At 62.1% G+C, this 26,553-nt stretch carries 20 protein-coding genes and 1 tRNA gene; 13 read left to right on the plus strand and 8 right to left on the minus strand.

Features of this window, described 5'->3' with window-relative positions:
• Position 1 precedes the first annotated feature (1 nt).
• Complete coding sequence (locus tag CVS30_RS04960) at positions 2-1,207, minus strand: MFS transporter (protein ID WP_110484223.1); 1,206 nt, start codon at positions 1,205-1,207, stop codon at positions 2-4.
• Positions 1,208-1,356: 149 nt separating this feature from the next.
• Here CVS30_RS04960 and CVS30_RS04965 point away from each other — a divergent pair, with 149 nt between their 5' ends.
• Together CVS30_RS04965 and CVS30_RS04970 are read left to right on the plus strand one after the other, a co-directional pair.
• Positions 1,357-1,815 carry a MarR family winged helix-turn-helix transcriptional regulator gene (locus CVS30_RS04965; protein ID WP_110484224.1) on the plus strand — a complete coding sequence of 153 codons (459 nt, stop codon included), beginning with the start codon at positions 1,357-1,359 and terminating at the stop codon, positions 1,813-1,815.
• Positions 1,816-1,947: 132 nt separating this feature from the next.
• On the plus strand, positions 1,948-3,318 hold the full coding sequence (locus CVS30_RS04970) for an NAD(P)-binding protein (protein ID WP_110484225.1): 1,371 nt from the start codon (positions 1,948-1,950) through the stop codon (positions 3,316-3,318).
• A gap of 190 nt (positions 3,319-3,508) precedes the next feature.
• Here CVS30_RS04970 and sucD read toward each other — a convergent pair whose 3' ends face one another.
• From sucD to CVS30_RS04995, 5 genes are all read right to left on the minus strand, one after another.
• Positions 3,509-4,411 carry a succinate--CoA ligase subunit alpha gene (gene sucD / locus CVS30_RS04975; RefSeq protein ID WP_110484226.1) on the minus strand — a complete coding sequence of 301 codons (903 nt, stop codon included), beginning with the start codon at positions 4,409-4,411 and terminating at the stop codon, positions 3,509-3,511.
• 13 nt (positions 4,412-4,424) lie between these two features.
• The gene (gene sucC, locus CVS30_RS04980; RefSeq protein WP_110484227.1) at positions 4,425-5,594 is read right to left on the minus strand and encodes an ADP-forming succinate--CoA ligase subunit beta; all 1,170 of its coding nucleotides are present in this window, start codon (positions 5,592-5,594) and stop codon (positions 4,425-4,427) included.
• Positions 5,595-6,021: 427 nt separating this feature from the next.
• Positions 6,022-12,006 (minus strand): beta strand repeat-containing protein, encoded by a 5,985-nt coding sequence (locus tag CVS30_RS04985; RefSeq protein WP_110484228.1) that lies wholly within the window; start codon positions 12,004-12,006, stop codon positions 6,022-6,024.
• Between the two features lie 75 nt (positions 12,007-12,081).
• Positions 12,082-14,661: a DNA helicase PcrA gene (pcrA, locus tag CVS30_RS04990; protein WP_110484229.1), complete on the minus strand. Its 2,580-nt coding sequence runs from the start codon at positions 14,659-14,661 to the stop codon at positions 12,082-12,084.
• Positions 14,662-14,719: 58 nt separating this feature from the next.
• The gene (locus CVS30_RS04995) at positions 14,720-15,574 is read right to left on the minus strand and encodes an inositol monophosphatase family protein (RefSeq protein ID WP_110484230.1); all 855 of its coding nucleotides are present in this window, start codon (positions 15,572-15,574) and stop codon (positions 14,720-14,722) included.
• Between the two features lie 32 nt (positions 15,575-15,606).
• On the opposite strand from CVS30_RS04995, the gene CVS30_RS05000 reads away from it, so the two are divergent.
• The 3 genes from CVS30_RS05000 to rarD all read left to right on the plus strand — a co-directional run bounded on the left by CVS30_RS05000 (position 15,607) and on the right by rarD (position 17,325).
• A complete protein-coding gene (locus CVS30_RS05000; RefSeq protein WP_110484231.1) occupies positions 15,607-16,233 on the plus strand; it encodes a hypothetical protein in 627 nt (208 codons plus the stop codon).
• A 70-nt stretch (positions 16,234-16,303) separates the two neighbouring features.
• Positions 16,304-16,375, plus strand: a tRNA-Arg gene (locus CVS30_RS05005).
• Between the two features lie 26 nt (positions 16,376-16,401).
• Entirely contained in the window at positions 16,402-17,325 is a 924-nt protein-coding gene (gene rarD, locus CVS30_RS05010) for an EamA family transporter RarD (RefSeq protein ID WP_110484232.1), read from the plus strand.
• Positions 17,326-17,431: 106 nt separating this feature from the next.
• Here the strand turns inward: rarD and CVS30_RS05015 are convergent, their stop codons facing one another.
• On the minus strand, positions 17,432-18,166 hold the full coding sequence (locus CVS30_RS05015) for an NUDIX hydrolase (protein WP_110484233.1): 735 nt from the start codon (positions 18,164-18,166) through the stop codon (positions 17,432-17,434).
• A 102-nt stretch (positions 18,167-18,268) separates the two neighbouring features.
• Here CVS30_RS05015 and CVS30_RS05020 point away from each other — a divergent pair, with 102 nt between their 5' ends.
• The 4 genes from CVS30_RS05020 to CVS30_RS05035 are packed head-to-tail and all read left to right on the plus strand — an operon-like array spanning position 18,269 to position 21,032.
• The gene (locus CVS30_RS05020; protein WP_110484234.1) at positions 18,269-19,300 is read left to right on the plus strand and encodes an SPFH domain-containing protein; all 1,032 of its coding nucleotides are present in this window, start codon (positions 18,269-18,271) and stop codon (positions 19,298-19,300) included.
• 4 nt (positions 19,301-19,304) lie between these two features.
• Positions 19,305-20,192: an NAD(+)/NADH kinase gene (locus CVS30_RS05025; protein ID WP_110484235.1), complete on the plus strand. Its 888-nt coding sequence runs from the start codon at positions 19,305-19,307 to the stop codon at positions 20,190-20,192.
• 60 nt (positions 20,193-20,252) lie between these two features.
• On the plus strand, positions 20,253-20,588 hold the full coding sequence (locus CVS30_RS05030) for a YnfA family protein (RefSeq protein WP_110484236.1): 336 nt from the start codon (positions 20,253-20,255) through the stop codon (positions 20,586-20,588).
• A 36-nt stretch (positions 20,589-20,624) separates the two neighbouring features.
• The gene (locus CVS30_RS05035; protein WP_110484442.1) at positions 20,625-21,032 is read left to right on the plus strand and encodes an NUDIX hydrolase; all 408 of its coding nucleotides are present in this window, start codon (positions 20,625-20,627) and stop codon (positions 21,030-21,032) included.
• Positions 21,033-21,055: 23 nt separating this feature from the next.
• Here CVS30_RS05035 and CVS30_RS05040 read toward each other — a convergent pair whose 3' ends face one another.
• Positions 21,056-22,957: an ABC transporter ATP-binding protein gene (locus CVS30_RS05040; protein ID WP_110484237.1), complete on the minus strand. Its 1,902-nt coding sequence runs from the start codon at positions 22,955-22,957 to the stop codon at positions 21,056-21,058.
• 331 nt (positions 22,958-23,288) lie between these two features.
• Here CVS30_RS05040 and CVS30_RS05045 point away from each other — a divergent pair, with 331 nt between their 5' ends.
• From CVS30_RS05045 to CVS30_RS05060, 4 genes are read left to right on the plus strand one after another with little or no spacing between them, the layout of a single operon-like run.
• The gene (locus CVS30_RS05045; RefSeq protein WP_110484238.1) at positions 23,289-24,101 is read left to right on the plus strand and encodes an amino acid ABC transporter substrate-binding protein; all 813 of its coding nucleotides are present in this window, start codon (positions 23,289-23,291) and stop codon (positions 24,099-24,101) included.
• 38 nt (positions 24,102-24,139) lie between these two features.
• The gene (locus CVS30_RS05050) at positions 24,140-24,799 is read left to right on the plus strand and encodes an amino acid ABC transporter permease (RefSeq protein WP_110484239.1); all 660 of its coding nucleotides are present in this window, start codon (positions 24,140-24,142) and stop codon (positions 24,797-24,799) included.
• Positions 24,786-25,586, plus strand: coding sequence for an amino acid ABC transporter ATP-binding protein (locus CVS30_RS05055; protein ID WP_110484240.1), 801 nt, complete (start codon positions 24,786-24,788; stop codon positions 25,584-25,586). Before CVS30_RS05050 ends, CVS30_RS05055 begins: the two co-directional genes overlap by 14 nt.
• A gap of 43 nt (positions 25,587-25,629) precedes the next feature.
• Positions 25,630-26,481 (plus strand): hypothetical protein, encoded by an 852-nt coding sequence (locus tag CVS30_RS05060; protein ID WP_110484241.1) that lies wholly within the window; start codon positions 25,630-25,632, stop codon positions 26,479-26,481.
• Positions 26,482-26,553: the final 72 nt, after the last annotated feature.

Consider the following 26,553-nt stretch of genomic DNA (forward strand, 5'->3'; position numbering starts at 1 on the left):
TTTAGTGGGCTTGAGCAGACTGAAGTTCGACGTCGGATGGCAGCTTTTGCTCGCTACTTGCGGTTGCGCTTCTCCCGATAGCGCCCGCGTAGGCCATCACGATTACGGCCAAGGCGGTCAGCCCGGCACCGGCCCAGATGGGCGAGGTGTACCCCAGACCCGCCGTGATGGTGACGCCACCTAGCCAGGCACCGAGGGCGTTGCCTAGGTTGAAGGCTGCAATGTTGGCGCCGGACGCCAAGGTGGGTGCCGCCGTCGCCCATTTCATGACACGCATCTGCAAGCCGGGAACGGTAGCAAAACCAATGCCGCCCATCAGGAACAAACACGCAATGGTCATGGGCTGGTTGGTGGCGGTCAGGGCAAACACGGCGAGGATGACGACCAGAGCCGGCAGGATCACCATGAGCGTCTTATCGACATTCTTATCAGCCGCCTTGCCGCCGAGGGTATTGCCGATGAACAGGCCCACGCCCAGGAGGATCAGCAGCCATGGCACGGAGGTCGGGGCGAATCCGGAGACATTGGTTAGCGTGAAGGCGATGTAGGTGAAGGCGCCGAACACGCCGCCATAGCCCAGCACCGTAACCGTGATGGAGAGCCAGACCTGACGTGATTTGAAGGCCTGCAATTCACCGCGGAGACCGGCGCTACGCTCATGGGCAATCTTGGGAACGAGGAGCACAATGCCCACCAAGGCAACCACACCGACGGCCGTGATGGCCCAGAACGTGGAGCGCCACCCGGCCTGCTGGCCGAGCAAGGTACCCAGCGGAACACCCAGGACGTTGGCCGCGGTGAGACCCGTGAACATGATGGCGATGGCACCGGCTTTCTTATTGGGTGCCACCATATCGGCAGCCACCACGGCGCCAATGCCAAAGAACGCTCCGTGACAGAGGGCGGCGATGACGCGACCAACCATCATGGTGCTGTAGTCGGGCGCGAGGGCACACAACAGGTTTCCGGCAATGAAGAGGACCATCAGTGATGCCAGCACAGGCTTACGTGGCAGGTGGGTAACGGCTGCGGTGAGAAACAGGGCGCCTAAGACCACGCTGAGCGCATAGCCGGAAATCAGCCAGCCGGCGGTGGCTTCGCTGACCTGGAAGTCGGCTGAGACTTCCGGCAGCAGGCCCATAATGACAAACTCGGTCAGTCCGATGCCGAACCCTCCGAGTGCCAGTGCGATCAGGCCGAGAGGCATGATTCTCCTTCAAAGACTTGGGTAAGTGAAATAAGCCGCGTAAGCTAGTAGTTGCAGACGCTAGATAAATTGTTGCACGCGCAACTAACCAGCGCAAGCAACTAAATGCTTTTGTGCCGCACAACTCATTTTTCACGAAGGGATTACTCATGGGCATCAAGGACGACGCCGTTGAAATTCGCGCCCAGGGTTGGCGCACACTGGCCGCTCTCCACGGGCTCATCGAGAGCAGCATGGAGAAGGCCCTCCAGACCGAGGCCAAGTTATCTGTCGTGGAATACACGGTGCTCGACGCACTGGCCCGCCAGGACGGATGGCATATGCGCATGCAGCAGCTGGGCCGCGCCACGGCACTGAGCCCCAGCGCCACAACGCGTCTGGTCAATCGCCTCGAGGACCGTGGCCTGCTCACGCGCATCCTGTGCGCGGACGATCGCCGCGGCATTTATACCGAGCTGACGGCCAGCGGCTCGGAACTCTTGGCCACCGCCAAGCCCATCCATGACGAGGCGCTCGAATGCGCCCTCGCCGAGGCGGCCACGCTGCCCGAGTTGGCACCGTTGGTCGAGGCACTCCCCCAGCTCCACGCCGTCGTACCTGCCTCGTAGCCGCCGCCAAACGCCGGGGCAGACGGAGAGCCGCCGCGGGAGGCGCCGCGGCTGAATGCCATCGCCATTTGCCCCGCATAATTTCGCGCAAAAAGCATTGCTCACCGACCGCCATGGTGCTTGGATTAGTCCATGACGGGCGTGGTGCGGGCTGACTACCTCGTGGTCGGGGCCGGAGCCGCGGGCATGGCCTTCACTGATGCGCTGATTGACCATTCCGCGGCGCGCGTGGCACTCGTTGACCGTCGCCATGGCGTGGGCGGTCACTGGCTGGATCCCTACCCTTTTGTTCGGCTCCATCAGGCCTCGGCGTTCTACGGCGTCGCGTCGACCTTGTTGGGTCGTGGTCGGCTGCAGCATCGTGGCCCCGAAACCGGGCTGCACGAACGGGCCGACTCCGCGGAGATCTGTTCCTATTACAGTCATATTCTGACGGACCGCATGATCGAGTCAGATCGGGTGGAGTTTTTCCCCAACTGCGAGTACCTGCCGGAGCGTGAAATTGTCTCTCGCGTCTCCGGCCAACACCTTGAGATCTCCCCAGAATGCCGCATCGTCGATGCCCGGTACCTCTCCCCCGATATTCCGGCGAAAGTTCCGGCACCCTTCGACGTTGGAGCTGGCACCACCGTCATTCCGGTTGGCGAGCTGGCTCTGATCGATGAGGCACCTGGCCAATATGTCATCGTGGGCTCGGGGAAGACGGCCAGTGACGCCTGCATTTGGCTGCTCAATCACGGGGTGGACGCAGGGAATATCCTCTGGGTCAGGCCGCGAGAACCTTGGATGCTCAACCGGGCGGCGCTTCAACCTAATCCCACGGTGTTCTTCGGAATGGTTGCCGACATCATGGAGGAAGCCGGGTCGGCGGCCACCCTCGATGAGCTATTTCTGCGTCTTGAAGACGCCAACATCATGATCAGGATCGATCGCTCCGTCACACCCACTATGGCGAAAACCCCCACCTTGGCCATGTGGGAACTGGAGTTGCTTCGCACCATTGAGCATGTGGTCAGGTTGGGGCATGTCCGCCGGGTGGAGCCTGGCCGCATCATTCTCGACGGCGGATCCGTCACCACAGCGCAGAACGCGCTCGTGGTGCACTGTGCCGCATCGGGGCTCAAATACCGGCCCCTGATTCCCCTCTGGGGTCGAAGCGCCATTACCTTGCAACCTATCCGGGCAGGTTTTCCCTGCTTCGGTGCAGCACTCGCGGGCTATGTGGAAGCCACCCGGGATGACGACACGGAAAAGAACCGGCTCTGCCCAGCAAGCCCCTATCCGAACAGCCTGGCGGAGTGGGCAGCAATGAACCTACTGGGGACCCGTGCCTCGATGTCCTTCGGGTCCGAACCAGACATTAAGGCTTGGGCGGATAACGTCGCCATCAACCCCGCGGCCCTACCACCCGCGCAAGAACGGACTCCGGAGCTGCAGGACGTGCTGGCTCGGCTGAAAGTGCAGATGCCCCGGGGATTGGAAGGTCTGGCCCGGCTCAGCTGAGGCACCTGGCCAGGGATCCGCCGTCGAACGTGTGGACATGGTGGCTCTGGAGCCATCGCCAACCGGTCACCCAACAAAAATGCCACCGTTAGGCATTCTCGCTATAAGTAGACCTATAGCGAGAATGCCTAACGGTGGCATTAGTCACCAGATGGGGCGTTTCGGCCCGCACCTGGTGGGAAAAGAAGACTTACAGTGCTGCGAAAACCTCGCGCAGCAGTGTTGCGGTCTCGGAAGGCGTCTTGCCAACCTTGACGCCGGCAGCCTCGAGGGCTTCCTTCTTTGCCTGAGCCGTACCTGCGGAGCCGGAAACGATGGCGCCAGCGTGGCCCATGGTCTTGCCCTCAGGAGCGGTGAAGCCTGCAACGTAGCCAACAACGGGCTTCGTGACGTGAGCCTTGATGTAATCGGCTGCGCGCTCTTCAGCATCGCCACCAATTTCACCGATCATGACGATGGCCTTGGTCTCCGGGTCAGCTTCGAACGCAGCAAGTGCGTCGATGTGCGTGGTGCCGATGACGGGGTCGCCACCGATGCCGATCGCGGTGGAGAAGCCCAGGTCGCGCAGTTCGAACATCATCTGGTAGGTCAAGGTACCGGACTTGGAAACCAAGCCGATGGGGCCCTTGCCCGTGATGTTGTTCGGGGTGATGCCAACGAGTGCTTCGCCGGGGGTGATGATGCCGGGGCAGTTCGGGCCGATGATGCGGGTGATCTGCTTGCCGTCAGCGTCAACCTTGGACTGAGCCAGCGCCCAGAACTCGGCAGAGTCCTGAACCGGCACGCCTTCGGTGATGACAACGACCAGCGGAACGCCGGCTTCGATGGCTTCAACAACAGCGTCCTTGGTGAATGCCGGGGGGACAAACACGATGGAGACGTCTGCTGCGGTCTTTTCGACAGCCTCGGCAACGGTACCGAAAACGGGCAGTTCAACGTCGCCGTGAACAACCGTGGTGCCGGCCTTGCGTGCGTTGACGCCACCAACAACCTGGGTGCCAGCCTTGAGCATCAGAGCGGTGTGCTTGGTGCCTTCGCCGCCGGTGATGCCCTGGACGATGACCTTGGAATCTTTATTCAAGAAGATAGACATGTGTTTCTTTCCCCTACTTCGAAGCGTTGGCGAGTTCGGCAGCCTTGTCGGCGCCCTCGTCCATCGTGGCGGCCAGGGTTACCAACGGGTGGTTGGCTTCGTTGAGAATGCGACGGCCTTCTTCAACATTGTTGCCATCGAGGCGAACAACGAGCGGCTTGTTAGCAGCTGCGCCGAGCTCGGCCAGTGCGCCAACAATGCCCTTTGCGACAGCGTCACAAGCAGTGATGCCACCGAAGACGTTAACGAAAACGCTCTTGACCTGAGGATCGTTGAGGATAACGTCCAGACCAGCGGCCATGACCTCTGCGGATGCTCCACCACCAATGTCAAGGAAGTTGGCGGGCTTGACGCCGCCGTGGTTTTCGCCAGCGTAAGCAACAACATCCAGCGTGGACATAACCAGGCCGGCACCGTTGCCGATAACGCCGACTTCGCCGTCGAGCTTGACGTAGTTCAAGTCCGCAGCCTTAGCCTTGGCCTCCAACGGGTCAGCTGCAGCAGCGTCTTCGAGCTCCAGGTGATGCGGGTGACGGAAGTCAGCGTTCTCATCGAGTGAGACCTTGCCATCCAAAGCTACGATGTCGCCAGCGCCGGTGAGAACCAACGGGTTGACCTCAACGAGGGTGGCATCTTCCTTCTTGAAGACGTCCCACAGCTTGATGATCGTGGCGGCGACCTTGGGTGCCAGTTCAGCGTTGAACCCGGCAGTAGCGACGATTTCGTCGGCCTTGGCCTGATCGATGCCAACGGCCGGATCAACGGCAACACGGGCCAGAGCCTCGGGGCGCTCAACTGCAAGCTCCTCGATCTCCATGCCACCTTCTACCGAGCACATGGCCAGGTAGTTACGGTTGGCGCGGTCCAGCAGAACCGAGAAGTAGAACTCCTCAGCAATGTCTGCACCCTGAGCGATCATGACCGTGTTTACGGTGTGACCCTTGATGTCCATGCCGAGAATATCGGATGCGTAACCGAACGCTTCATCAGCGTTCTTGGCTACCTTGACGCCGCCAGCCTTACCGCGGCCACCGACCTTAACCTGTGCCTTGACGACAGTTACGCCGCCAATCTTCTCGGCTGCTGCCTTTGCTTCTTCAGGGGTGTGCGCCACGATGCCGGCCAACACGGGAACGCCGTGAGCCTCAAACATGTCGCGCGCCTGGTATTCAAACAGGTCCACGGATTTGTGTCCTTCTGCGTCGAAGTAGTGATTTCGAGGGGCGTTGACCCCTTTTTACACATTACCGCCTAGAACCAAAAGCACATATTTCCCGCCTTGACCACAGGAAAAAGCGGTAATTCAGCTCACAATTCCTTGCTTTTAACGCACGACGGCGTAACTCATCTAACGCTCATATCGCCAATTCCGCAGGGCTTGGCTAAGAGACAACGGCACTGGAAGCGAGGAACAGCTTCCGTTGCCTTATCCGTAGCGGTGAAATCATCTGGTGGCAACGGCAATTCAAAATGTTAAAGGTGACCGTTCCAACGCTATAGAGAATCCAGTTCCATTGCCGCGACGACAAGAGCCACGCACCTTATCTGTGGGAGCAAAGAAAAAATTTGAGGGCTGCGACGATTTCGTCGCAGCCCTCAAATTATTGACTCTAGTGGCGTCTTCTCTTGAGTGCCAGAGCAATCAGACCAATCAGAACTGCGGCAATACCGCCATAGGCCAACCAGGAAACCCCGGAGGCTCCCGTCGTTGCCAACGGCACCTTGGTAGGAGCCGTAGAGCTAGTGGCCGTCGGCTGAATCATCGACGTTGGGCTCTTGACCGGAGTAGACGGCTTCGTCGGCTCCGCCGACTCGCTAGGATCAGTGCTCGGCTTTTCCGTCGGAGCCAGCGTCTCAGTCGGAACAGCAGTTGCCGATGGCGTCGCACTCGGCGCAGCAGACTCTGTCGGAGTCGGCGACACCGAAGGAGTAGCGCTAGGCGTCTCAGATGGAGTTGCAGTCTCAGTCGGAACAACAGTTGCCGAAGGCGTGGCGCTAGGCTCCTCCGTGGGAGTTGCAGAAGGCGTTACCGAAGGCGTCGCACTCGGCGAAGCAGACTCCGTCGGAGTCGGTGTCACCGAAGGAGTCGCGCTAGGCGTCTCAGACGGAACAACAGTTGCCGAAGGCGTGGCGCTAGGCTCCTCCGTGGGAGTTGCGGAGGGCGATACCGGAGGAGTCGCACTCGGCGTCTCAGTCGGTGTCGGTGTCGGGCTGACGGACGGCGTCGGTGTCGGAACAACTGCTGCCGGAGCAACGGTCAAGGTGGTCTTGACGCCCCCCGTGGAACCGTAGGCGTCGGTGACAATGATTGCCACTTCAAAAATGCCCACTTCCGTGGGCGTTCCGGCAATGGCGCCACCGCTGGTCATCGTGAGCCCAGCAGGCAATCCCGTGCTCGCGGCTGCCAAGCGCGCCCGCAGCGCGGAAGCGCCTTGAAGGGCAAAGGTATACGGCTCCACGCCTCCGCTAGCCGTCAACTGTGCGGTGTAGCTCTCCCCTACCTCGGCCCGAGGCAGCGTGCCGGTGAGGTGCAAGGTAGCCGAGTCCACGTCGACAGTGTAAACACGGCTCGCGGTAACAACAGGAGTGCCGTTGCCCGTGGCTTGATCCGTGGATGTCACGGTGAAGCCGAAGCTGCCAACCGCCGTCGGAGTTCCCGAGATAATGCCCGTATCAGCAGCCAACGACAGGCCATCCGGGAGAGCACCATCGGTGATGGCATAACCGAAGGGACCAATTCCGCCAGCCGAGGTCAGCTGCGCCGAATACGAACTACCAGCCGTCGCTGCGGGAAGGGTTTCCGGGCCAACCACAACGGCGGCCGGGATCGTCGAGAGCGTGTACGCGATGTCACCCGGGAAACCGTCGGCATCCTTGGCTGTGACGGTAAAGGACGTGCTGCCATGCGCTGTGGGGGTTCCTGCTAGAACACCGTCAGCGGACAAGGTCAGGCCATCCGGCAAGGATCCGTCAGTGATGGCGAAGGTGTAGGACGCCGCTCCGCCTGACGCCGTGAGCTGTTGTGAATACGCTGAACCAGTCTGCGCATCCGGGAGCGTGCCAGGAGCAACCGTGATCAGCGGAGCCACAGTCAATGACCCCGTGACATTGCTGACCGAACCATAAACGTCCGTCAATGTGACCGGCAGATCGTAAGTACCGGCCACGGTCGGGGTGCCCGTGATGAGACCGTTGGATGCCAAAGTCAAGCCATCCGGCAAGGTTTCCTGAGGCTGCAGCGCGAAGGTGTAGGGGCCAGTTCCGCCACCGCCAGCCAGAGCGCCCGTAAAGTCGGACCCCACCTTGGCCTGTGGCAAATTACCCACCAAATGCAGCGGATACGACGGAACGTCCACGGAGTAGGCGCGGCTGGCGGTAACGACTGGAGTGCCGGTGCCCGTGGCTTGATCCGTGGATGTGACAGTGAAGGCGAAGCTGCCAACCGCCGTCGGAGTTCCCGAGATAATGCCCGTATCAGCGGCCAACAATAGACCTGCAGGGAGAGCACCATCGGTGATGGCATAAGCAAAGGGGCCAATTCCGCCGGAGGAGGTCAGCTGCACCGAATACAAGCCTCCGGCAGTCGCTGCGGGAAGGGATTCCGGTCCAACGACGACGGCGGCCGGGATCGTCGAGAGCGTGTACGCGATGTCACCCGGGAAACCGTCGGCATCCGTGGCAGTGACAGTGAAGCTGGAGCTGCCATGCACCGTGGGCGTTCCCGTGAGCTCGCCGTCTGTCGCCAGTGCCAGACCAGCAGGCAGGCTGCCTGCCGTGACGGCAAAGGTGTAGGGTCCCGTGCCGCCGCTGGCCGTGAGCTGCTGTGAGTAGTCGCTGCCGGTTTGTGCGCCCGGAAGGTCGGCCGGTGTAACAACAACCACCGGAGCCACCGTCAGGGAGGCCGTTTCATTGCTGCTGGAACCGTAAACGTCCGTCAGTGTAACGTCCAGGTCGTAGTCACCGGCAACCGAGGGGGTGCCCGTCAGGAGCCCGTTGGCGGTCAGGGACAGACCCGCAGGCAATGTTGCTTGGGGCTGCAGGACGAAGGTGTAGGGACCCTTGCCCCCTGTTCCCGCCAGTGTTCCCGAATAGTCGCTGCCAACGTGAGCCTGCGGCAGGGTACCTATCAACTCCAGCGGGACGGAGGGCACCACTAGGGTGTAGACCTTGTTCGTAGTGACCACGGGGACATCATTGAGCGTGGCAACGTCAGTTGCGGTGACGGTGAAGTTATAGCTACCCACCGCCGTCGGGGTGCCGGAAATAATTCCTGTGTCCTGGGCCAGCGCCAGTCCCGTCGGCAGGCTGCCGGCGGTGACTGCAAACGTGAACGGTCCAATTCCACCCGTGGCTGTCAGCTCCGCCGAGTAGACGTCACCGGCTGCCGGGGCCGGCAAGGCGGCAGGCCCCACAACAACTGCGGCAGGTTTCACGGAGACGGTGTAATCCTTGGTTCCGGAGAAGTTACCGGCGTCCTTGGCCGTAACGGTGAAGCTTGAGCTGCCATGCACCGTGGGAGTTCCCGTGAGCGCACCGTCAGCAGACAAAGTCAGACCATCCGGAAGGGCTCCATCAGTGACCGCGAAAGTGTAGGACGCGGCTCCACCTGACGCCGTGAGTTGCTGTGAATACGCTGAACCAGTCTGCGCATCCGGGAGCGTGCCAGGAGCAACAGTGATCAGCGGAGCCACAGTCAAGGATCCGGTGAGGTTGCTGGCGGAGCCGTAGACATCAGTCACCTTCACGGCGACGTCAAAGGTGCCGGCCAGCTCCGGGGTTCCTGTCAGGAGCCCGTTGGCTGCCAGAGACAATCCGGCGGGCAGCGATTCCTCGGGCTGCAAGACGAAGGTGTACGGTCCTGTACCACCGCTGGCTGCCAATGCTCCGGTGTAGGTACTGCCAACGTGGGCCTGTGGCAGCTGCCCCACGAGCTGGAGCGGAACCGCGGGTACCACCAGGGTGTAGCTGCGGTTCACCGACACCGGGTTAGGGCCTGCCGTGGCAACGTCCGTTGAGGTGACCGTGAAACCGTAGCTGCCAACCGCCGTCGGGGTTCCCGAGATGAGACCCGTATCCGGTGCCAAGACGAGACCCGTGGGCAAGGTACCGGACGTGACGGCGTAGCTAAAGTCGCCGTAGCCACCTGTGGTGACGAGCTGGGCCGAGTACGAATCCCCGGCGACAGGGTCGGGAAGGGATGTCGGTCCCAAGACCAGCGCAGCCGGTGAGCTGAACAAGCTGTACGCCCGCGAACCGGTGAATCCCAGATCGTCAGTGGCTGTGATGGTGAAGTTCTTGGTGCCGGGTGCAGTTGGCGTTCCGGCAAGCTTGCCAGCCGCCGTCAGCGTCAGCCCTGCCGGCAATGAGCCGGAGGACACCGCAAAACTGTACGGCGCGGTCCCGCCTGTGGCACCAGCGTCAACGGCATAGACTGCGCCAACGTTGGCGCCCGGCAGCGTTGCGGGTGTAATGGTGATCGACGGGGCCGCAATGGTGATGATGTAGTTCCTGGTACTACTCAGGGTGCGTGCGTCCGCCACCTTGACCGCCACTGGGAAGGTTCCCGTTGCTGTTGGAGTGCCGCTGAGCAATCCTGTGCTCGACAGGCTGATGCCTGCTGGCAGTGCGCCGGAATCGATTGAGAAGACATACGGCGCCACACCCGTGGCCCCGCTGAGCTGTTGCGAGTAGGCAGTCCCGGCCGTTCCACCCGGCACCGTGACGGGGGTGATGGTGGGCAGTGTGGGGGCAACAACGGTGAGTTGGTAGTCCTTGACGCCGCTGTAAGGTCCTTCCCCCGTAGTGCTGTCCGTGACACTGACAGTGAAGTCATAAGTTCCGGGAGAAGCAGTGGTGGTCCCGGACAAGGTCCCATCGGTCGCCAGCGTGATCCCGCTGGGCAGCGTGCCACTTGACTTTGAATAGGTGTACGGTCGCACACCACCGCTGACAGTCAAGTCAACGGAATAGGGGCTGTACGCAGTCGCTCCGGGAAGGGTGGCAGGAGCAAAGGAAAAGGTTGGCCGGCCCATGGAGAGCGGGAATTGCCGGATACTCCCATGGCCACGCGAGTCTGTGATCTTAAGCCCGGGAAGGAAGGAACCACCCGCAGTGGGCGTACCTGAAATCAGACCTGCGCTGTTCATGGTGATACCGGCAGGCCATGCGCCCGAGTCCAGCTCGAAAGTATAGGGCCCCACACCGTTCGCACCAATCAGTTGCTGCGAGTACACCATACCGACCACACCGCTTGGAAGTTGTCCAGGGAGGATGACAGGAAGTTGCGGTGGAGCAACGGTGCCGCTGTACGACCGGCTGGACGAGTATGGGCCGGTGCTGTCCCGAGCCAGCACCGTGAAGGAATACGGGCCAGCTGTGGTGGGTTTTCCGGTGAGCGCACCGGTGGATGACAGCGTCACTCCGACGGGCAGAGCACCGGCGGCGATTGAATACGAATAGGGTCCGGTTCCGCCACTTGCCGTGACAGTTACTGACAGTGGTTCAAATACCTGCATGGCCGGCATTGTTAGCGGCGCTATGGTGATGGTCGGGGCGCCGACGGGCAGCGAGTAGGTCCGGGCGCCGGTGAAATTGCCGGAATCTGTGGCCGTGACCGTGAAGTAGAAGGTGCCGCCAGCTGCGGGCGTGCCACTGAGAACTCCAGCGCTGCTCATGCTCACGCCGGGGGGCAGGGCACCGGCCGTCAGTGCGTAGCGGTAGGGCCCAATACCTCCGGATGCGGAGATAGTCTGGCTGTACGGAGCGCCAAACTGTGCGGCTGGCATGGTGGTGGGCGTAACGGCAATGGAGGGGGCCGCGATGCTCAGCCCCAAGCTCTTGACTGCGGTCCTGCCCTGCTCATCGGTGACCGTCACGGCTGCCGTAAACGACCCGGCATTCGTGGGGGTTCCCGAGATGACTCCGGCTGTGGATATGCTCAGCCCCGCGGGAAGTCCCGTCACGGTGTAGCGGTAAGGTCCGGTTCCACCGGTGGCAGTGAGGGTGGTGTTGTACGGTGCACCCACGACTCCGCCGGGCAGTGGCGACGTCGTAGTGAGCTGCACGGGTTCCATCTGAGGCTCTACGGCAACAGTCCCCTGGCTAGAGGTGATAGAGACACTTGCACTGACACCGGCACCCGGGTCATCACTAGCCAACACCAGATACCAAGGCGTCACCGGGTATCCGACCATTTCCCCGTTACTAAAACCAAATTTAGTGGTCTTATTTGCACCACTTCGCTGGCTCCAGCCCGTGATGTAGCAATTGGTTCCAGGGTCATCCGGCAAGAAGGCGCCTTGGTAAATCATTGCTGTGGTAGCAGCTGAACTATTGATGGTCAGTGAGAAGTTCACCTGACCACTGCCCCCGTTGTAGTCAAAGGGAATCTTCACCATGGTGTAGTGGGCACGCGTGTTCGATGCCGTGCAAGTCCCCGGGTTGAGGCGAAGCGCCGTGGGGGAAGCCGAGGTGATCGTCACGGTTGCGGAAGTCTCGGCCTGCGCAGGCTGGGCGATCACTCCCACCGAGGCAAAACTTAAGACGAGGGCTAAGAAAATGCCCATGACGGAGGTGAAGCGGGGACGTGAGACCATGACGTTCCTTGCTGCTATTTGATTATCCACCTCTAAGCCTAACTGAAGGATTTAATCCAGACAATCGACTTAGGTCTATTGCTCTTTGACCAACGGTGCATATCGCAGCAGCAGCCGTTTCTCGCCGATCTCGAAGCGAACCTTGGCCACTGCCTTGTCTCCCGCACCGCTCACCTCGAGCACCGTGCCATTGCCAAAACTCGTGTGGTTGACCTTGTCGCCAACGCTCACCGAGACGACTTCCTTCTGCGGTTGCACCCGACCAGCAGCGGCACGGGCGGAAATGCTCGGCGGGAGCACCCCGGTATCACGACCACCCACGGCCGATCCCGCACCCCATGAGGATCCCGAGTAACGGCTGCTCCCAAAGCCACCGATCGCCGGAGCAACCCGCGAGGTGCCTTCACGCTTCCACTCAATGAGTTCGGCCGGGATTTCCTCAATGAACTGGCTCGCGGGGTTGTACTGACTCTGCCCCCACAGGCTACGCACCTCGGAACGGGTCAAATATAGCCGCTCGCGGGCACGTGTCAGCCCCACATAGGCCAAGCGCCGTTCCTCCGCCAATTCCTTGGGGTCGGTGGCAGAACGGGAATGCGGGAAAATTCCGTGCTCCATACCCGTCAGGAACACCACCGGAAACTCCAGTCCTTTGGCCGTGTGCAGCGTCATGAGTGTCACGACACCGAGCCGCTTTGCCTCGGCCACCGCCGCCGCAGCCTCGGCTTCGGAGCCACCGGGTGCGTCGGGGATCTGGTCGGCATCGGCCACAAGCGAGACCTGTTCCAGGAACTCCCCCAGCGTCCCCTCCGGGTTCTCCTGCCCAAATTCACGCACGACGGCGAGAAGTTCAGCCAGGTTCTCAACGCGCGACTCATCCTGTGGATCAGAACTGTTACGCAAAGCCTCGAGGTAGCCGGTCTGCTCTAGGACAGCTTCCAGCGCGGTGGCCGGGCTGGCTGTCGCAGCAACCTCGCCAAGGTCAGACATCATCTTGGCAAAAGCGTTGACGGCGTTGAGCGAACGCGAGGCAATGCCGGGAGCCTCATCGGCGCGCGCCAAGGCGGCCGAGAACGATACCCGTTCCCGTTCCGCCAGAGCCGCAACGGCACCTTCGGCACGGTCGCCAATCCCACGCTTGGGTTCGTTGAGAATTCTGCGCAGGTTGACGTCGTCATCCGGGTTAACGAGGGCACGCAGGTATGCCAGGGCGTCCTTGATTTCCTTACGCTCGTAGAAGCGGGTGCCACCGACTACGCGATACGGCAGCCCCACCCGGACCAGAATGTCTTCGATAGCGCGGGACTGAGCGTTAGTGCGGTAGAAAATGGCGACATCGCCGGGACGGATCTCCGTCTCATCTTGGAGCCGATCGATCTCCTTGGCTATGAAACGGGCTTCCTCATGCTCGGATTCGGCCACATAGCCAACGATCTTTTCGCCGTCGCCCTCGGCCGTCCACAGGTGCTTCTCCCGGCGGTTCGGGTTTCGGGCGATCACGGCGTTGGCGGCGCTGAGAATGTTTTGCGTGGAACGGTAATTCTGCTCCAACTTAATGGTGTCCGCGGAGGGGTAGTCCTGCTCGAACTCGACAATGTTGCGAATATCCGCGCCACGGAAGGCATAAATGGACTGATCGGAATCGCCCACCACCGTCAGCTGCGCCGGTTCCACGGAATCGTCCGCATCGGTGCCAACAATCTCCTTGACCAAGGCGTACTGGGCGTGGTTGGTGTCCTGGTACTCGTCCACCAGCACGTGACGGAAACGGCGTCGGTAGTACTCGGCAACACCAGGGAAGGCCCGGAACATGTACACGGTCTGGGCGATGAGATCGTCAAAGTCCATGGCGTTGGCCTGGCGCAGGCGCTGCGTGTAACCCTTGTATACCTCGGCCACGGCGGCCGCGAAGGGGTCGTTGAAGTTCGTGTTCATGGAGTTTTCATCGTCATCGATGAGCTCGTTTTTCAGCGCCGAGATCTTGTGCATGATGGCCTTGGGCGCGAATTTTTTCGGGTCCAGATCCAGACCCTTGGACACGAGGGTGATGAGGCGCAGGGAATCAGCGGAGTCATAGATAGAGAAGTTGGTATTGAGACCGATGACCTTGGCCTCACGGCGCAAGATCCGCACGCAAGACGAGTGGAAGGTGGAGATCCACATGGTCTTCGCGGCGTCACCGATCAAAGCCTCGATGCGTTCGCGCATTTCGGCCGCGGCCTTGTTGGTGAAGGTGATGGCCAGAATCTGCCCCGGATGCGACTGCCCCGTAGCCAGCAGATAAGCGATCCTGTGGCTCAAAACACGGGTCTTGCCCGAGCCGGCACCCGCCACAATCAAGAGCGGACCGCCCGAGTGCACCACGGCAGCTTCCTGCTGCGGATTCATCCCTTCGAGCAATTCCGCCGGATCCGGCCAACGCCGCGAGGACGGCAATCCCGGGCCGCCATAACTGGCCCCCGCGGCAACCTCGGACCCAGCAAATTCCGCCCCGCCGTCACCGTCGGGCGGCACAGGAACTCCGCCGGCCTCGCCAAATTCGGGCGCGTCGGCACCCGGATCGTCCTGCTCAAAGGGTTGCCAGAGCGGCAGCCCGGCCCCTGCGCTGAACGTCGGCTTGGGCTTTTCGGGGTAAGGGTCAAACAACATATCCATGGTGAGATCCAGTCTAGTTCGCCCCACCAACATTCCTCACTCCGCCCTACGTGAAAAGCTACGCCGGCAGCGCACCGCCTTCTAGTGCGATCTTGAGCTGCGCCACCGCACCGGCTGGCCCGGCCAGGAACCAGTTCAGCCCATCGACAAGCACGACGGCGGTGTCCCCGCCGGCCGCACGCACGATCCCCTTACCCGGGAGCCAGTCCCAGGACGGGCAGCTGTGTTGGAACCAGGCACCGAGTTCGCCCTGCGCAACGCGGGAGAGATCACAGGATCCCGAACCCATCATGCGCAACGTGGCCGGCAAAACCGCGGCGCGCTGCCATGGCTCGGCAGCTTGGGGCTGTGCCAACCAGCCCGGGTGAATATAACTTCCGGCACATAACTGCGAAATGTCATCCCGGGTATCCACTGTGATTGCCGCACCGTTGAGCGTTGCGGGATGTTCGCTGCCACCCATCCACAGTTTGTCTTCCTCGTGCTGATACACAGCGCCGAGAAGTACCTCAGCGTCGGCGAGGGGGTCCGACGTCGCACTTAAAGAGGAGTCTTCCGGGATCGCGGCGAGGGCCAAGGCCGCGCACCAATAGCGTGAGCCGCTGGCAAAGTTAAAGGTGCCGTCCACGGGGTCGATGACCCAGCAGCGTCCGGAGCTGCCCTCGAAGCCGGCGCCCTCCTCGCCCAGGATGGAGTCCTCGGGCCGGGCCGCGCGCAAGGCTTCGAAGAGGTATTTTTCGGCGGCGAGGTCGGCGGCGGTCGCGAAATCGGAGACGCCAGCCTTAATATGGCTGCCGGCACGGAGCTCGGCCAGGCCGCCGGAGCGGATCGAATGGGCCAGGGCGCCGGCGTCGCGCAGGAGTTTCGCCGCCAATTCACTGTCGGTGGGCGCTGAGAGGGAAATGTTAGCCATGGCTCCACCCTAATCTGGGCGATAATGATTTCATGGCTAAAACTCCCGCTCAGCGCGCTGCAAAACATGGCGAATCCGCCACCCCACCGCAGACCCCCGTGGTTAACACGAGCACTCAGCGCTCCCCGCAAAAGGCGCAGGGCAACGCGAACCTGATCCTGATCGCCGGCTCAGCGGCCAGCCTGCTCTTGTTTTGGTACTTCCACATGCTCACGCTGCAGCAGCTGACAGACCTCTCCGACGGTCTCGCCATGCCGCAGTCGATGGTGTTTGGTTTCGATATGGCGCACGTTGAGGCGCTGCGCTCCGCCATGGACGCCGACGCCCTGGGCCAGCTCAATTACGTGCAGAAGACGGCCGGCACCTTATTCGCGCTGGTCTTTGCCTTCTCCGCCATGACCATGATCGCCATGAATGTCGCCAAGAAGGCCGTGCGGTGGGTCTTGTGGGCCTTCCCGATTCTCTTCGCCGGCATCTCCCTGTGGGGCAACGCGAGCATCGACGCCATGCTGGGTGCCGAAACCTTGAGCGCGGGCGCCGTCACCTTGCCCTCCACGCTGGTCTCGCTGAGCTGGTTACTGCTGGCCCTGACCCTGCTCAGCATCGCCGTGGCATTGTTCCTGAGCCGGCGTAAGAAGCCCGCCCCGACCCAGTCCTAACGAGCGGGTCCCGGCACCGGGACCCGCTCGTTTTTTGCATGCCTGCCTCGTCCGCTAGGCTTGGTGACGCGCCTCTGTAGTCCAATGGATAAGACAGCCCTCTCCTAAAGGGCAGATCCGGGTTCGATCCCCGGCGGGGGCACTCTTTCAATCGACGAGGATGGGGCCATGACCTCTGGCTCATCACTGGCAGGCACCGGCCCCTCCCCCACGGGCGGGCGCGGCGTTGCCGCCTCCCTCATCGCCTCGGTGTTATTCGCCGTCATCTTCCTCCTCGCGGGGCTCTTGCCCGGTTGGGGCGCGGAAGAAGTCTTTGGCTGGCGCATCGTCCTGACGCTCACCACGCTGGGCTGCATCCTGCCGTTTCTGCCCTCTGCTCGCGCCGAGGCTCGTGCCCTCCTAGTGAAAGTTCGACGGCGGCCAGCACTCCTTGCGCTGGGGGTCTTAGCCTCTGGGCTGGTCGGCGTGCAGTTGTGGCTGTTCATGTGGGCTCCGCTGCACAATATGGCATTGTCGGTTTCCTTTGGCTATTTCCTACTGCCGCTGAGCATGGTGCTAGCCGGGCGAGTGTTCTTTGCCGATCGACTCAGCCCCTTGCGCAAACTTGCCGTGGGAGCCGCCGTCGCGGGTGTGGCGCATGAGGCTTTTGCGGCCAGTGGTTTGGCCTGGCCAACCTTGCTGGTGTGCCTGGGCTACCCGATATATTTTGTCTTGCGCCGGAAGATCGGCTTCGATCACCTGACAGCGTTTGCCTGCGAGCTGATGGTGTTATTGCCGTTGGGGATCTACTTCATCGTGGCGGGCCCGCACGGTTTAACAGCGAACTCGCTTGGCGCTCAGGGGCTATGGAGCGCCATGTCGATCGGCGTGCTGAGCGGGGCGGCCATGGGCCTGTATCTGCTGGCCAGCAAGTGGCTCCCGCTCTCGCTGTTCGGATTACTGGGCTATGTGGAGCCGCTGCTGTTGCTGCTGGTTTCGCTGTATCTCGGCGAAACCCTTGGCTGGTCGGCGTTGTTCACTTACGGGCCCATCTTTGTGGCGTTGCTCTTCATGAGCCTAGACAGCCGCCGCCCCACCGGCCTGCCACAATAACCTCCCCCTCCACTCAAACGCCGCATCACTTTACGGCCGTTTTGGGCAACGCCGCACCACTATACGGCGTTCCCTTTTCAATCGATCAGCTGTGCGACCCCGGCGTTCACCCTCGTGGGCGCATGAGCGGCGGGTTGAGCACCGCGCGGACAGGTTCACCGGGGACAAACCGTGCCTCATCAGCCAGCCTGAACAGGGCAGCAGGTCGCCCGGCCTCCCCTCCGCTGACGGTGCCGGTATCGACGAGGAAGCCGGGAGTTCCCGTGGCCTTTCGATGGAAGTTCCGCGGATCCAGGCGAGTGTCCCACACGGCCTCGTACACAGCCCGCAATTGCGCAATCGTGAATTCCTCTCCGCAGAATGCTGCTCCCAGCGGCGAGTACTCAAGTTTTGAGCGCGCGCGTTCCACGGCGTCGGAGACGATGAGCAGGTGATCAAAGGCCACCTGCAACTCCCCATCGAGCAGTTTTTGAACGGGATACCACCCGGCACCGGAAGCATCGCTGCCCGCCGCGAGCACGGGAAAGTTCGGCGCCAGCAAGAGGTGCGCCACCGTCAGCACATCGCCTCGCGGGTCGCGCCCCTGGGGTCCATAGCTATGCAATTGCTCTAGGTAGCCAGGTATCTGCGCAACTCCGGATTCCTCGGCCAATTCCCGAGCCGCAGCCTCCCGCAGCCCCTCCCCCGGCAAAACAAAACCGCCTGGAAGTGCCAATTCTCCGCAGAAGGGCTCGATGAGGCGAGTGATGAGGAGAACGTGAAGTGCCCCCTCGTTGACGGTGAGGGCGACGACGTCGACCGTCACAGGAAAGCGAGCAGGGTCTGAATAAGCAGCAGGCATAGAACCAGCTTAAACACTTATCGTCATATTGACAATAAATCGAAATGTGCCGTACGCTGTTGTTATCGTCAAATTGACGATAACAACGAGAAGGAGCATCTCATGGCCACCATCAAACGCTACCCCTGGATCAGCCACTTCCTCGGCAGCCCCACCGGATACGTCGTCCACCTGCAGAAGGGCACCGTCCGCCACCAAGGCGTTGGCCAGGCATTTTGGTTCCGCCCCGCATCCTCGGTCTTGAGCGAGGTCCCCGTGGACGATCAGGAACTGCCCATCCTCTTCCACGCCATCACGAACGATCATCAGGACGTCAGCGTCCAGGCCAATGTCACCTACCGCTTCAACGACCCGGTCTCGGTCGCCAGCCGTTTGGACTTTGCCCTCCAGCCCAGCGGGACAGCCACCATGGCCGGCCGCGAACAGGTGGCCACCATCATCGGCCAGCTCTGCCAGAGCCACGCGATCGACCAGATCGCCACAACCACGCTGGCGCAAGCGCTGCAACGAGGGGTCAGCGAGCTGCGCAATCTCCTCACGGGGGCACTGCAGACCGATAGCCGCCTGATCTCCACGGGTATTGAAATCCTCGGCGTCCAGGTCCTCGCGGTCCGGCCCGAGTCCGACGTCGAACGAGCCCTGCAGACTCCGGTGCGCGAACAGCTTCAGGCCGACGCTGACAAGGCCGTGTACGAACGCCGGGCTGTCGCCGTGGAGCGCGAGCGGACCATTTCGGAAAACGAGATGGCGAGCAAGATTGAATTGGCCGCCCGTCGCGAGCACCTCGTGGCGCAGGAAGGCGCCAACGCCCGCCGTCAGGCCGAGGAAGTTGCCGCCGCCGGACTCATTCAGGCCACCGCCGAGGCCGAACGCCAAGGTATCAGCGCCACGGCCGAGGCCCATCAGCTCAAGCTGGTCGGTGAAGCGGCCGCCGCCCGCGAAGCCGCCACGATGGCCGTCTACAAGGACATGGATCAGGCAACCTTGCTGGCCTTGGCCTTCCGCGAGGCCGCCGCATCACTGCCAAACATCAACAATCTGACCATCACCCCGGACCTGCTCAGCGGCGTTCTGGCAGGATTGATGCCGAACACCCCCGCCGATCAAGCCGGCCTGCCCACCCTAGGAAAGTAAGACCATGGGAAATCCTCGCCTCGTCATCGTCTTCCGGCGCACCGAATTTCAGGAGCTCCTGGACCGGCATGCCACGCCCGGCCAGGCGGAATTTTTCCTCCGCACCCGGGGCCGGAACCTGCGCGAGGTGCAGGACCGGCACGAGTCCATCCTGGCCGCCCTGGATAAAATCCGGGCCGCGGTACCTGCCGAGTGGCGCCGCGCTGAGGTGGAGCGGGCCGATCTCAGCCGCTTCATGTTCACCGGAGATGACCTGATCGCCGTCGTTGGGCAGGACGGACTCGTGGCCAATACGGCGAAGTATCTCAGCGGTCAGCCGGTCCTGGGCATCGACCCGGAGATTGGCACGAACGCCGGCATTCTGGTCCGCAACTCCCCCACGGCCGCCGCCAAGCTCCTCGCCGCAGCAGCGGACCCCGCGGCCCTGCGCTGCCACGAATTGACCATGGTCACGGCCCGCCTCGACGACGGCCAGGAGCTCTCGGCCCTTAACGAAATTTTTGTGGGCCACTCCTCCCACCAGTCGGCTCACTATCAAATGACGACGCCGGACGGCCGGGTTGAGCGGCAATCGTCCTCTGGCGTGATCATCTCCTCAGGGACGGGCGCCACCGGCTGGTCCGCCTCGATCGCCAAGGACCGCGGCGGCCGGGCCCTCCCGGCGCCCAGCGATCCACAACTGGCCTGGTTTGTCCGCGAGGCTTGGCCCTCCCCGGCAACGGGCGCCACGCTCACGGAAGGCACCCTGGATTCCGGCGACATCTTGCGCATCACGGCAGCCTCGGATCAGCTGGTGATCTTTGGCGACGGGATGGAAGGCGACAAACTGACCGCTTCGTGGGGTCAGGACATCACGGTCACCCTCAGCACTCGACGCCTGCGCCTGATCTAAACCACCCTCCGTGGGCACACGCATTCCGTCGCGGCGTTTGCGGCAGGAGATGATGGAACCATGACAATCTTGCGAACCGTGGTGCTCTTTGCGCTGGCCGCCGTGGCAGAAATAGGCGGCGCCTGGCTGATCTGGCAGGCCGTTCGGGAAGACAAGTCGTGGTGGTGGGCCGGGCTCGGCGTGGTTGTTTTGGGCGCCTATGGCTTCATCGCGGCCCTGCAGGCCGATGCTAATTTTGGTCGGGTTCTGGCCGCGTACGGCGGGGTTTTCATCGCCGGATCGCTCATCTGGGCCATGATTTTTGACAAGTTCAGCCCCGACCGCTGGGACATTATCGGGGCCTTGATCGCCCTGCTCGGCGTCAGCGTCATCATGTTCGCACCCCGCGCCGCCTGAGAACGGAGCTCAGGCGTGGAGGCTAAGATCAGAGGCGTGAAAACTGTTTTGAAAGTCTCCGCCGTCTGCATCTACGATCCCTCAGGCCGGATGCTGACCGTTCGGAAATCCGGAACCACCAAGTTCATGCACCCCGGAGGCAAGCCGGAGAGCGGAGAAAGTGCCGCCGAGGCGGCCTCCCGCGAGCTGGCCGAGGAAGTCGGTATCACCCTGGCCCCGGAAAACCTCGAGCTCATGGGCGTCTGGACCGGAACGGCAGCCAACGAATCCGACACCGATATCCAAGCCACGGTCTTCATTGCCCCGGGCACATGGGATTCGGCAGCTATCCATCCAACGGCAGAGATCGCCGAGTTGCGCTGGATGGATATCTCCACCGCACACAACTTCGACGATCTCGCACCGCTCCTGACGGAATATGTGATCCCCGCGCTGACCGCCTAAACAGCGCCCAACGCGGTCCGGGTCTAGTTCTCCTCCGGGACCGCGGCCTCCGAGACGGCTGCAACGGCCTGGGCGAACTGGGTGTCGTGCAATTCGGCATAACGTCCGCCGCGCACGATGAGTTCGTCGTGCGTTCCCTGCTCCACGATGCGCCCAGCCTCGAGCACCAAGATGACATCGGCCGAGCGAATCGTGGATAGCCGGTGCGCAATGACCAAGGCGGTCCGTCCTTCCAGCGCCTCGCCTAAGGCGGCCTGAACCGCGGCCTCATTCGTCGAGTCAAGAGCGGCCGTGGCCTCATCCAAAATCACCACAGCGGGCTGCACCAGAAGCAGTCGCGCGATCGTCAATCTCTGACGCTCACCACCGGAGAGCCGGTAGCCACGCTCGCCCACCACGGTGTCCAAACCGTCGGGCAGGGCCAGCGCAAACGCCTCGAGGCGGGAGCGTTTGAGCACATCCCAAATCTCGGCGTCGGTGGCGTCCGGCTTCGCCAGCCGAAGGTTGGAACGGATCGATTCGTGGAAGAGGTGTCCGTCCTGCGTGACCATGCCAACCCCGGCGCGCAGGCCGTCGAAGGACAAGTCCCGCACGTCGACGCCCCCCAAGCGCACGGTGCCGGAATCGACGTCGTACAGCCTTGAAAGTAGCTGAGCGATCGTGGACTTGCCGGCGCCAGAGGACCCCACCAAGGCAATGGTCTGGCCGGGTTCAGCACGGAAAGAGATCCCGTGCAGCACGTCGTCGCCGCCGCGGTTATCCAACACGGCAACGTCCTCAAGCGAGGCGAGCGAGACCTTGTCGGCGGCCGGGTACGCAAAACGCACATCGTTGAATTCGACGGCGAGCGGCCCCTTCGGCAGCGATGTGGGCGACTCCTTCTCGGCGATGAGCGGCTTGAGATCGAGGATCTCAAACACCCGGTCAAAGCTGACGAGGGCGCTCATGATGTCCACGCGGGCATTGGCGAGTCCGGTGAGCGGAGCGTACAGGCGGGTCAGCAACATCCCCAGCACGACGACGTCGCCCGCGTTAAGCGAGCCACCGATGGCCAAGGCGCCACCCAGGCCATACACGAGGGCCAGGGCCAGTGAGGACACCAACATGAGTGCCGTGAAGAAGACGAACTGCAAGATGGCCGTGCGCACACCGATATCTCGCACCCGACTGGCACGGGAGGCAAACTCACGAGATTCCTCAGCCGGGCGGCCAAACAGCTTCACAAGCGTGGCGCCGGGAGCAGAGAACCGCTCCGTCATCTGCGTGCTCATGTCCGCGTTGAGGTCCGCAGCTTCCCGGCGCAGCCCGGCCAATCGTCGGCCAAAGCGGCGGGCCGGCATGAGGAAGATGGGCAGCAAGATCAGGGCCAGGAGCGTCACGAGCCAGGAGGTGTTGAGCATGACGATAAGCGTCAACACCAGCTGCACGGAGTTCGACACAATGCCGGAAAGCGTGCCGGAAAATGCCTGCTGGGCGCCGATGACGTCGTTGTTGAGCCGGCTCACGAGGGCACCCGTGCGGGTCCGGGTAAAGAAGGCGATCGGCATGCGCTGGACGTGATCAAACACAGCGGTGCGCAGATCTAGGATGACGCCTTCCCCCAGGTTCGCCGAGATCCAGCGGATCACGAGCGAGAGTCCGGCGTCGAGCACGGCCACGATGGCAATCAGCACGGCCAGGTTCACCACCACGTCGACGGCGGTTTGGGCCACAATCGCGTTCACGACCCGTCCAGCCAACACGGGCGTTGCCACGGCCAGGGCAGCCGAAACCACCGACAGCACCACAAAGACCAGTAGTTTCCGGCTATACGGTTTAGCGAAGCGTACGGTGCGACGAAGCGTATCTCGAGAAATAGCGTCCTTGGATTTGTCCATGCGCATGGTGCTCCAAAGTGAGCTCCATGCCGCGCCTTCCATGCTCATACGTGTAATTCCTTAGTTGATAAAGAGGGCAAGCTATAAGCCTAAACCTCAGGCGCTGGCATGGGTATTCCTCCGGTGGTAATTCCGCTGCAGGCCTCGTCATTTGTACGGGCAGCAAAAGGGACGGCGATTGTTTCAACGAATTCGCTAACTTATGTCCGCCAGGTGGGTCAAGTCACACGCTTCACAAAAGTGTCACGAAGGGAAATATATTCTCGATATTCACTGTTGCTCAGTGATAGCGTCCAGTCATGGACCGCCGCGGCCATACTTCTTCGCGGCCTCATGGATTTCCTCCGGGCAATCCTTCACAGCAAAGGAACACACAGTTATGAATCGTCGCAGCTTTGGACTCGTTGGCCTCTTGGCGGCAACCTCATTGGTCCTCGCGGCATGCGGCGGTGGCACCGGCGACAGTGCTTCCTCGGCTGGAGGCGATACCTCACTGAGCAGCGTCAAAGACGCCGGCCAGATCATCTTCGGCACCGAAGGCACCTACAAGCCCTTCAGCTTCCACGAAGGTGGCGCGGGCGAGCTCACCGGTTACGACGTGGAAGTAGCCAAGGCCGTCGCCGCGAAGCTCGGCGTCAAGGCCAAGTTTGAAGAGACCCAGTGGGATTCCATGTTCGCCGGACTCGAGGCCAAGCGCTTTGACGCCGTCGCCAACCAGGTCAGCGTAAACCCGACCCGCCAGGAAAAATACGAACTGTCCACCCCCTACACGGTCTCCCACGGCGTCGTTGTGACTCTGGAAGAGAACAAGGACATCGCCAGCGTGGCCGATCTCAAGGGCAAGACCACGGCTCAGTCGCTGACGAGCAACTGGTACACCCTCGCCACGGAAAGCGGCGCCAACGTTGAAGCCGTTGAGGGTTGGGCTCAGGGCGTTTCCCTCCTGAAGGACGGCCGCGTCGACGCAATCGTCAACGACAAGCTCACCTTCTTGGACTACCAGAGCAACACGCCCAACTCCGGCCTTAAGATCGCCGCCACCACGGACGAATCCTCGGATTCCTCCTTCGCCTTCCGCAAGGGTTCCACGGCCCTCAATGACGCCGTGAACACCGCCCTGAAGGATCTGGCCGCCGACGGCACCCTGTCCACCTTGAGCAACAAGTACTTTGGCGAAGACTTCAGCAAGTAAGCACCACCACCTCATGCATCGCGGGATAGAGTTCAGCCATGGACTTTGATCTTTTCTGGAGTTCCCTTGGCCCCATGCTTTTGGGTGCTCTCAAGGGAACTATCCCACTCACCCTGGCATCGTTTGTCTTGGGGCTGCTGATCGCGCTCGTTATTGCGGTCATGCGCATCAGCTCCAACAAGGTGGCCAGCGGAGTGGGGCGCATATATGTCTCGATCATCCGAGGCACTCCCCTGCTGGTGCAGCTCTTCGTGATCTTCTACGGCCTGCCCGCCGTCGGGGTGAAGCTCGATCCCTGGCCCAGCGCCATCATCGCCTTCTCCTTGAATGTGGGAGGTTACGCTGCCGAGATCATCCGCGCCGCGATCCTCTCGGTCCCCCGGGGCCAGTGGGAGGCCGGGCACATGATTGGCATGTCGCGCAATCAGACGCTGCTGCGGATCATCCTGCCCCAGGCCGCGCGCGTCTCGGTGCCACCGCTGTCCAACACCTTCATTTCGCTCGTCAAGGACACCTCCTTGGCGTCCCTGATCCTGGTCACGGAGTTGTTCCGCGTGGCGCAGCAGGTTGCGGCCTTCAGCCAGGAATTCATGCTGCTCTACCTTGAAGCCGCCCTGATTTACTGGGTCATTTGCCTAATTTTGTCGACCGCCCAAACCCGGGTGGAGAAGAGGTTGGACCGCTATGTCGCCCACTGATGCAGTTCTCCAGGTCCGCGGGCTCGGCAAGTCCTTCGGCTCCAATACGGTGCTGCGCGGGATCGATCTCGACATCCCCCGCGGCAAGGTCGTGGCCCTCATCGGCCCCTCGGGCTCCGGTAAGACCACCATCTTGCGTTCCTTGAACGGTCTGGAGACGCCCGACGGCGGATCCGTCACGGTGGGTGCCCGGGATAACTCGGCCGAGGGGCCGCTCACGGTCGACTTTGGTGATGCCGCGCTGCCGAAGAAGGCGCGTGCCGCGCAGCTTTCGGCCCTGCGTGATCGCAGTGCCATGGTGTTCCAGCACTACAATCTCTTCCCCCATATGACAGTTCTCCAGAATGTCATCGAGGGCCCGGTTCAGGTGCAGAAGCGTCCCCGTGCCGAGGTCGTCGCCGAGGCCGAAAAGCTGCTCGACCGTGTGGGTTTGTTGGAAAAGAAGGACGCCTACCCCTTTGAGCTCTCCGGTGGACAGCAGCAGCGTGTGGGCATTGTCCGGGCGCTGGCCTTGAAGCCGCAGCTGCTGCTCTTTGACGAGCCTACATCTGCCCTCGATCCCGAGCTCGTGGACGACGTGCTTGCCGTCATCAAGGAACTCGCGGACGAGGGCTGGACCATGGTCATCGTCACGCATGAGCTGGCCTTTGCCCGGCAAACAGCCGATGAGGTGGTCTTCATGGCCGACGGCCTCGTGGTGGAACGCGGCCCGGCCAGCCAGGTGCTGCGCCATCCCAAGGAAGAACGGACCCAGGCGTTCGTGCGCCGCCTCCTCCACGAAATTTAGGCACTAGCCGCTGACCGCATTCAACAACGTTCAAGGGAACATCATGACTGAAGCAACCACGGCACGCCCCATCATTTTGCGCCGTGTGCAGATGAGCACCACTGCCTGGACACTGCTGTGTGAATCAACCAGTGCCACGCTGGGACTTGCCGCAGAGCCGGTCACCGAGCCTCAGCCTGTGGACGACGACGCTACGGCCGCTGGCTGGTCAGAACTACAGACTTTGGGCATGTCACCGATGCCAGGTGAGATTACACGGCAGTGGATGGGCGCCATCGCACTTCTTCTCGCGGCACCCATCACGGTGACGGCGCGGGGCACATACAACGGTGTCAGCACCACCACTGCCGTGGGGCTGCAGGCTGGGCGCGGACTAGCCGTCCACCAGCGGCATCTCTCCGAGCAGGGCCTGGCCGGAACCACCATCACGGGCAGCGAGGACAGTATGGAGATCACACTGTTCAGCGAGGAAAACTTGTGGGATGCGGTGTCCCGCCTGCTGCCACCCCTCGATGTTGTCCGTGCTCGTGCTCAGAACGCGCCCGTGGACTCCGAGCCCGCCGTGGTCATCAGCACAGGAACCACGCCGGCCTCAATTCCTGCCGAGGACGCGAACATCACGCTCAGCGTCACCACGGTCTCCACCGGACTCCCGCCGCGCGTCTTCTCGGCCGTGTGGTCGGTACAGGGAGAAACACTGTTTTCGGTGACCACCAACAACGTGACATCTGCTTCAGGTGCCAACGACGCAGCGTCAGAAATTAAGCTGACGAAGGTCCCTGCGGGGCACATTGCCCACGAACTGATGTTCGCCGTGGCGGGTGCGCACGAGATTCTGCTCGCTGACGAAAAGGGATCTGCTGCTGGCACGGCTGAGGAGGCAGCCGCCCGGTAAACGCGGGGATGCGGTTCGCCGTTAACATAGTGCGTGCCACGTCGGCACTCGCGGGGTTGTCAGAGTACACGA

This window comes from Arthrobacter psychrolactophilus (assembly GCF_003219795.1).
Classification (GTDB): domain Bacteria; phylum Actinomycetota; class Actinomycetes; order Actinomycetales; family Micrococcaceae; genus Specibacter; species Specibacter psychrolactophilus.

What these genes read in the sequence shown, in the direction of transcription:
- rarD (WP_110484232.1), top strand. Translation starts at nt 16,402, where the DNA reads ATGACCTCTGGCTCATCACTGGCAGGCACCGGCCCCTCCCCCACGGGC.
- CVS30_RS05020 (WP_110484234.1), top strand. Translation starts at nt 18,269, where the DNA reads ATGGCCACCATCAAACGCTACCCCTGGATCAGCCACTTCCTCGGCAGC.
- CVS30_RS05000 (WP_110484231.1), top strand. Translation starts at nt 15,607, where the DNA reads ATGGCTAAAACTCCCGCTCAGCGCGCTGCAAAACATGGCGAATCCGCC.
- CVS30_RS05050 (WP_110484239.1), top strand. Translation starts at nt 24,140, where the DNA reads ATGGACTTTGATCTTTTCTGGAGTTCCCTTGGCCCCATGCTTTTGGGT.
- CVS30_RS05060 (WP_110484241.1), top strand. Translation starts at nt 25,630, where the DNA reads ATGACTGAAGCAACCACGGCACGCCCCATCATTTTGCGCCGTGTGCAG.
- CVS30_RS05015 (WP_110484233.1), bottom strand. Translation starts at nt 18,166, where the DNA reads ATGCCTGCTGCTTATTCAGACCCTGCTCGCTTTCCTGTGACGGTCGAC.
- CVS30_RS04970 (WP_110484225.1), top strand. Translation starts at nt 1,948, where the DNA reads ATGACGGGCGTGGTGCGGGCTGACTACCTCGTGGTCGGGGCCGGAGCC.
- CVS30_RS04960 (WP_110484223.1), bottom strand. Translation starts at nt 1,207, where the DNA reads ATGCCTCTCGGCCTGATCGCACTGGCACTCGGAGGGTTCGGCATCGGA.
- CVS30_RS05040 (WP_110484237.1), bottom strand. Translation starts at nt 22,957, where the DNA reads ATGAGCATGGAAGGCGCGGCATGGAGCTCACTTTGGAGCACCATGCGC.
- CVS30_RS04985 (WP_110484228.1), bottom strand. Translation starts at nt 12,006, where the DNA reads ATGGTCTCACGTCCCCGCTTCACCTCCGTCATGGGCATTTTCTTAGCC.
- CVS30_RS05030 (WP_110484236.1), top strand. Translation starts at nt 20,253, where the DNA reads ATGACAATCTTGCGAACCGTGGTGCTCTTTGCGCTGGCCGCCGTGGCA.
- CVS30_RS04965 (WP_110484224.1), top strand. Translation starts at nt 1,357, where the DNA reads ATGGGCATCAAGGACGACGCCGTTGAAATTCGCGCCCAGGGTTGGCGC.
- CVS30_RS05025 (WP_110484235.1), top strand. Translation starts at nt 19,305, where the DNA reads ATGGGAAATCCTCGCCTCGTCATCGTCTTCCGGCGCACCGAATTTCAG.
- sucD (WP_110484226.1), bottom strand. Translation starts at nt 4,411, where the DNA reads ATGTCTATCTTCTTGAATAAAGATTCCAAGGTCATCGTCCAGGGCATC.
- pcrA (WP_110484229.1), bottom strand. Translation starts at nt 14,661, where the DNA reads ATGGATATGTTGTTTGACCCTTACCCCGAAAAGCCCAAGCCGACGTTC.
- CVS30_RS04995 (WP_110484230.1), bottom strand. Translation starts at nt 15,574, where the DNA reads ATGGCTAACATTTCCCTCTCAGCGCCCACCGACAGTGAATTGGCGGCG.
- CVS30_RS05045 (WP_110484238.1), top strand. Translation starts at nt 23,289, where the DNA reads ATGAATCGTCGCAGCTTTGGACTCGTTGGCCTCTTGGCGGCAACCTCA.
- CVS30_RS05055 (WP_110484240.1), top strand. Translation starts at nt 24,786, where the DNA reads ATGTCGCCCACTGATGCAGTTCTCCAGGTCCGCGGGCTCGGCAAGTCC.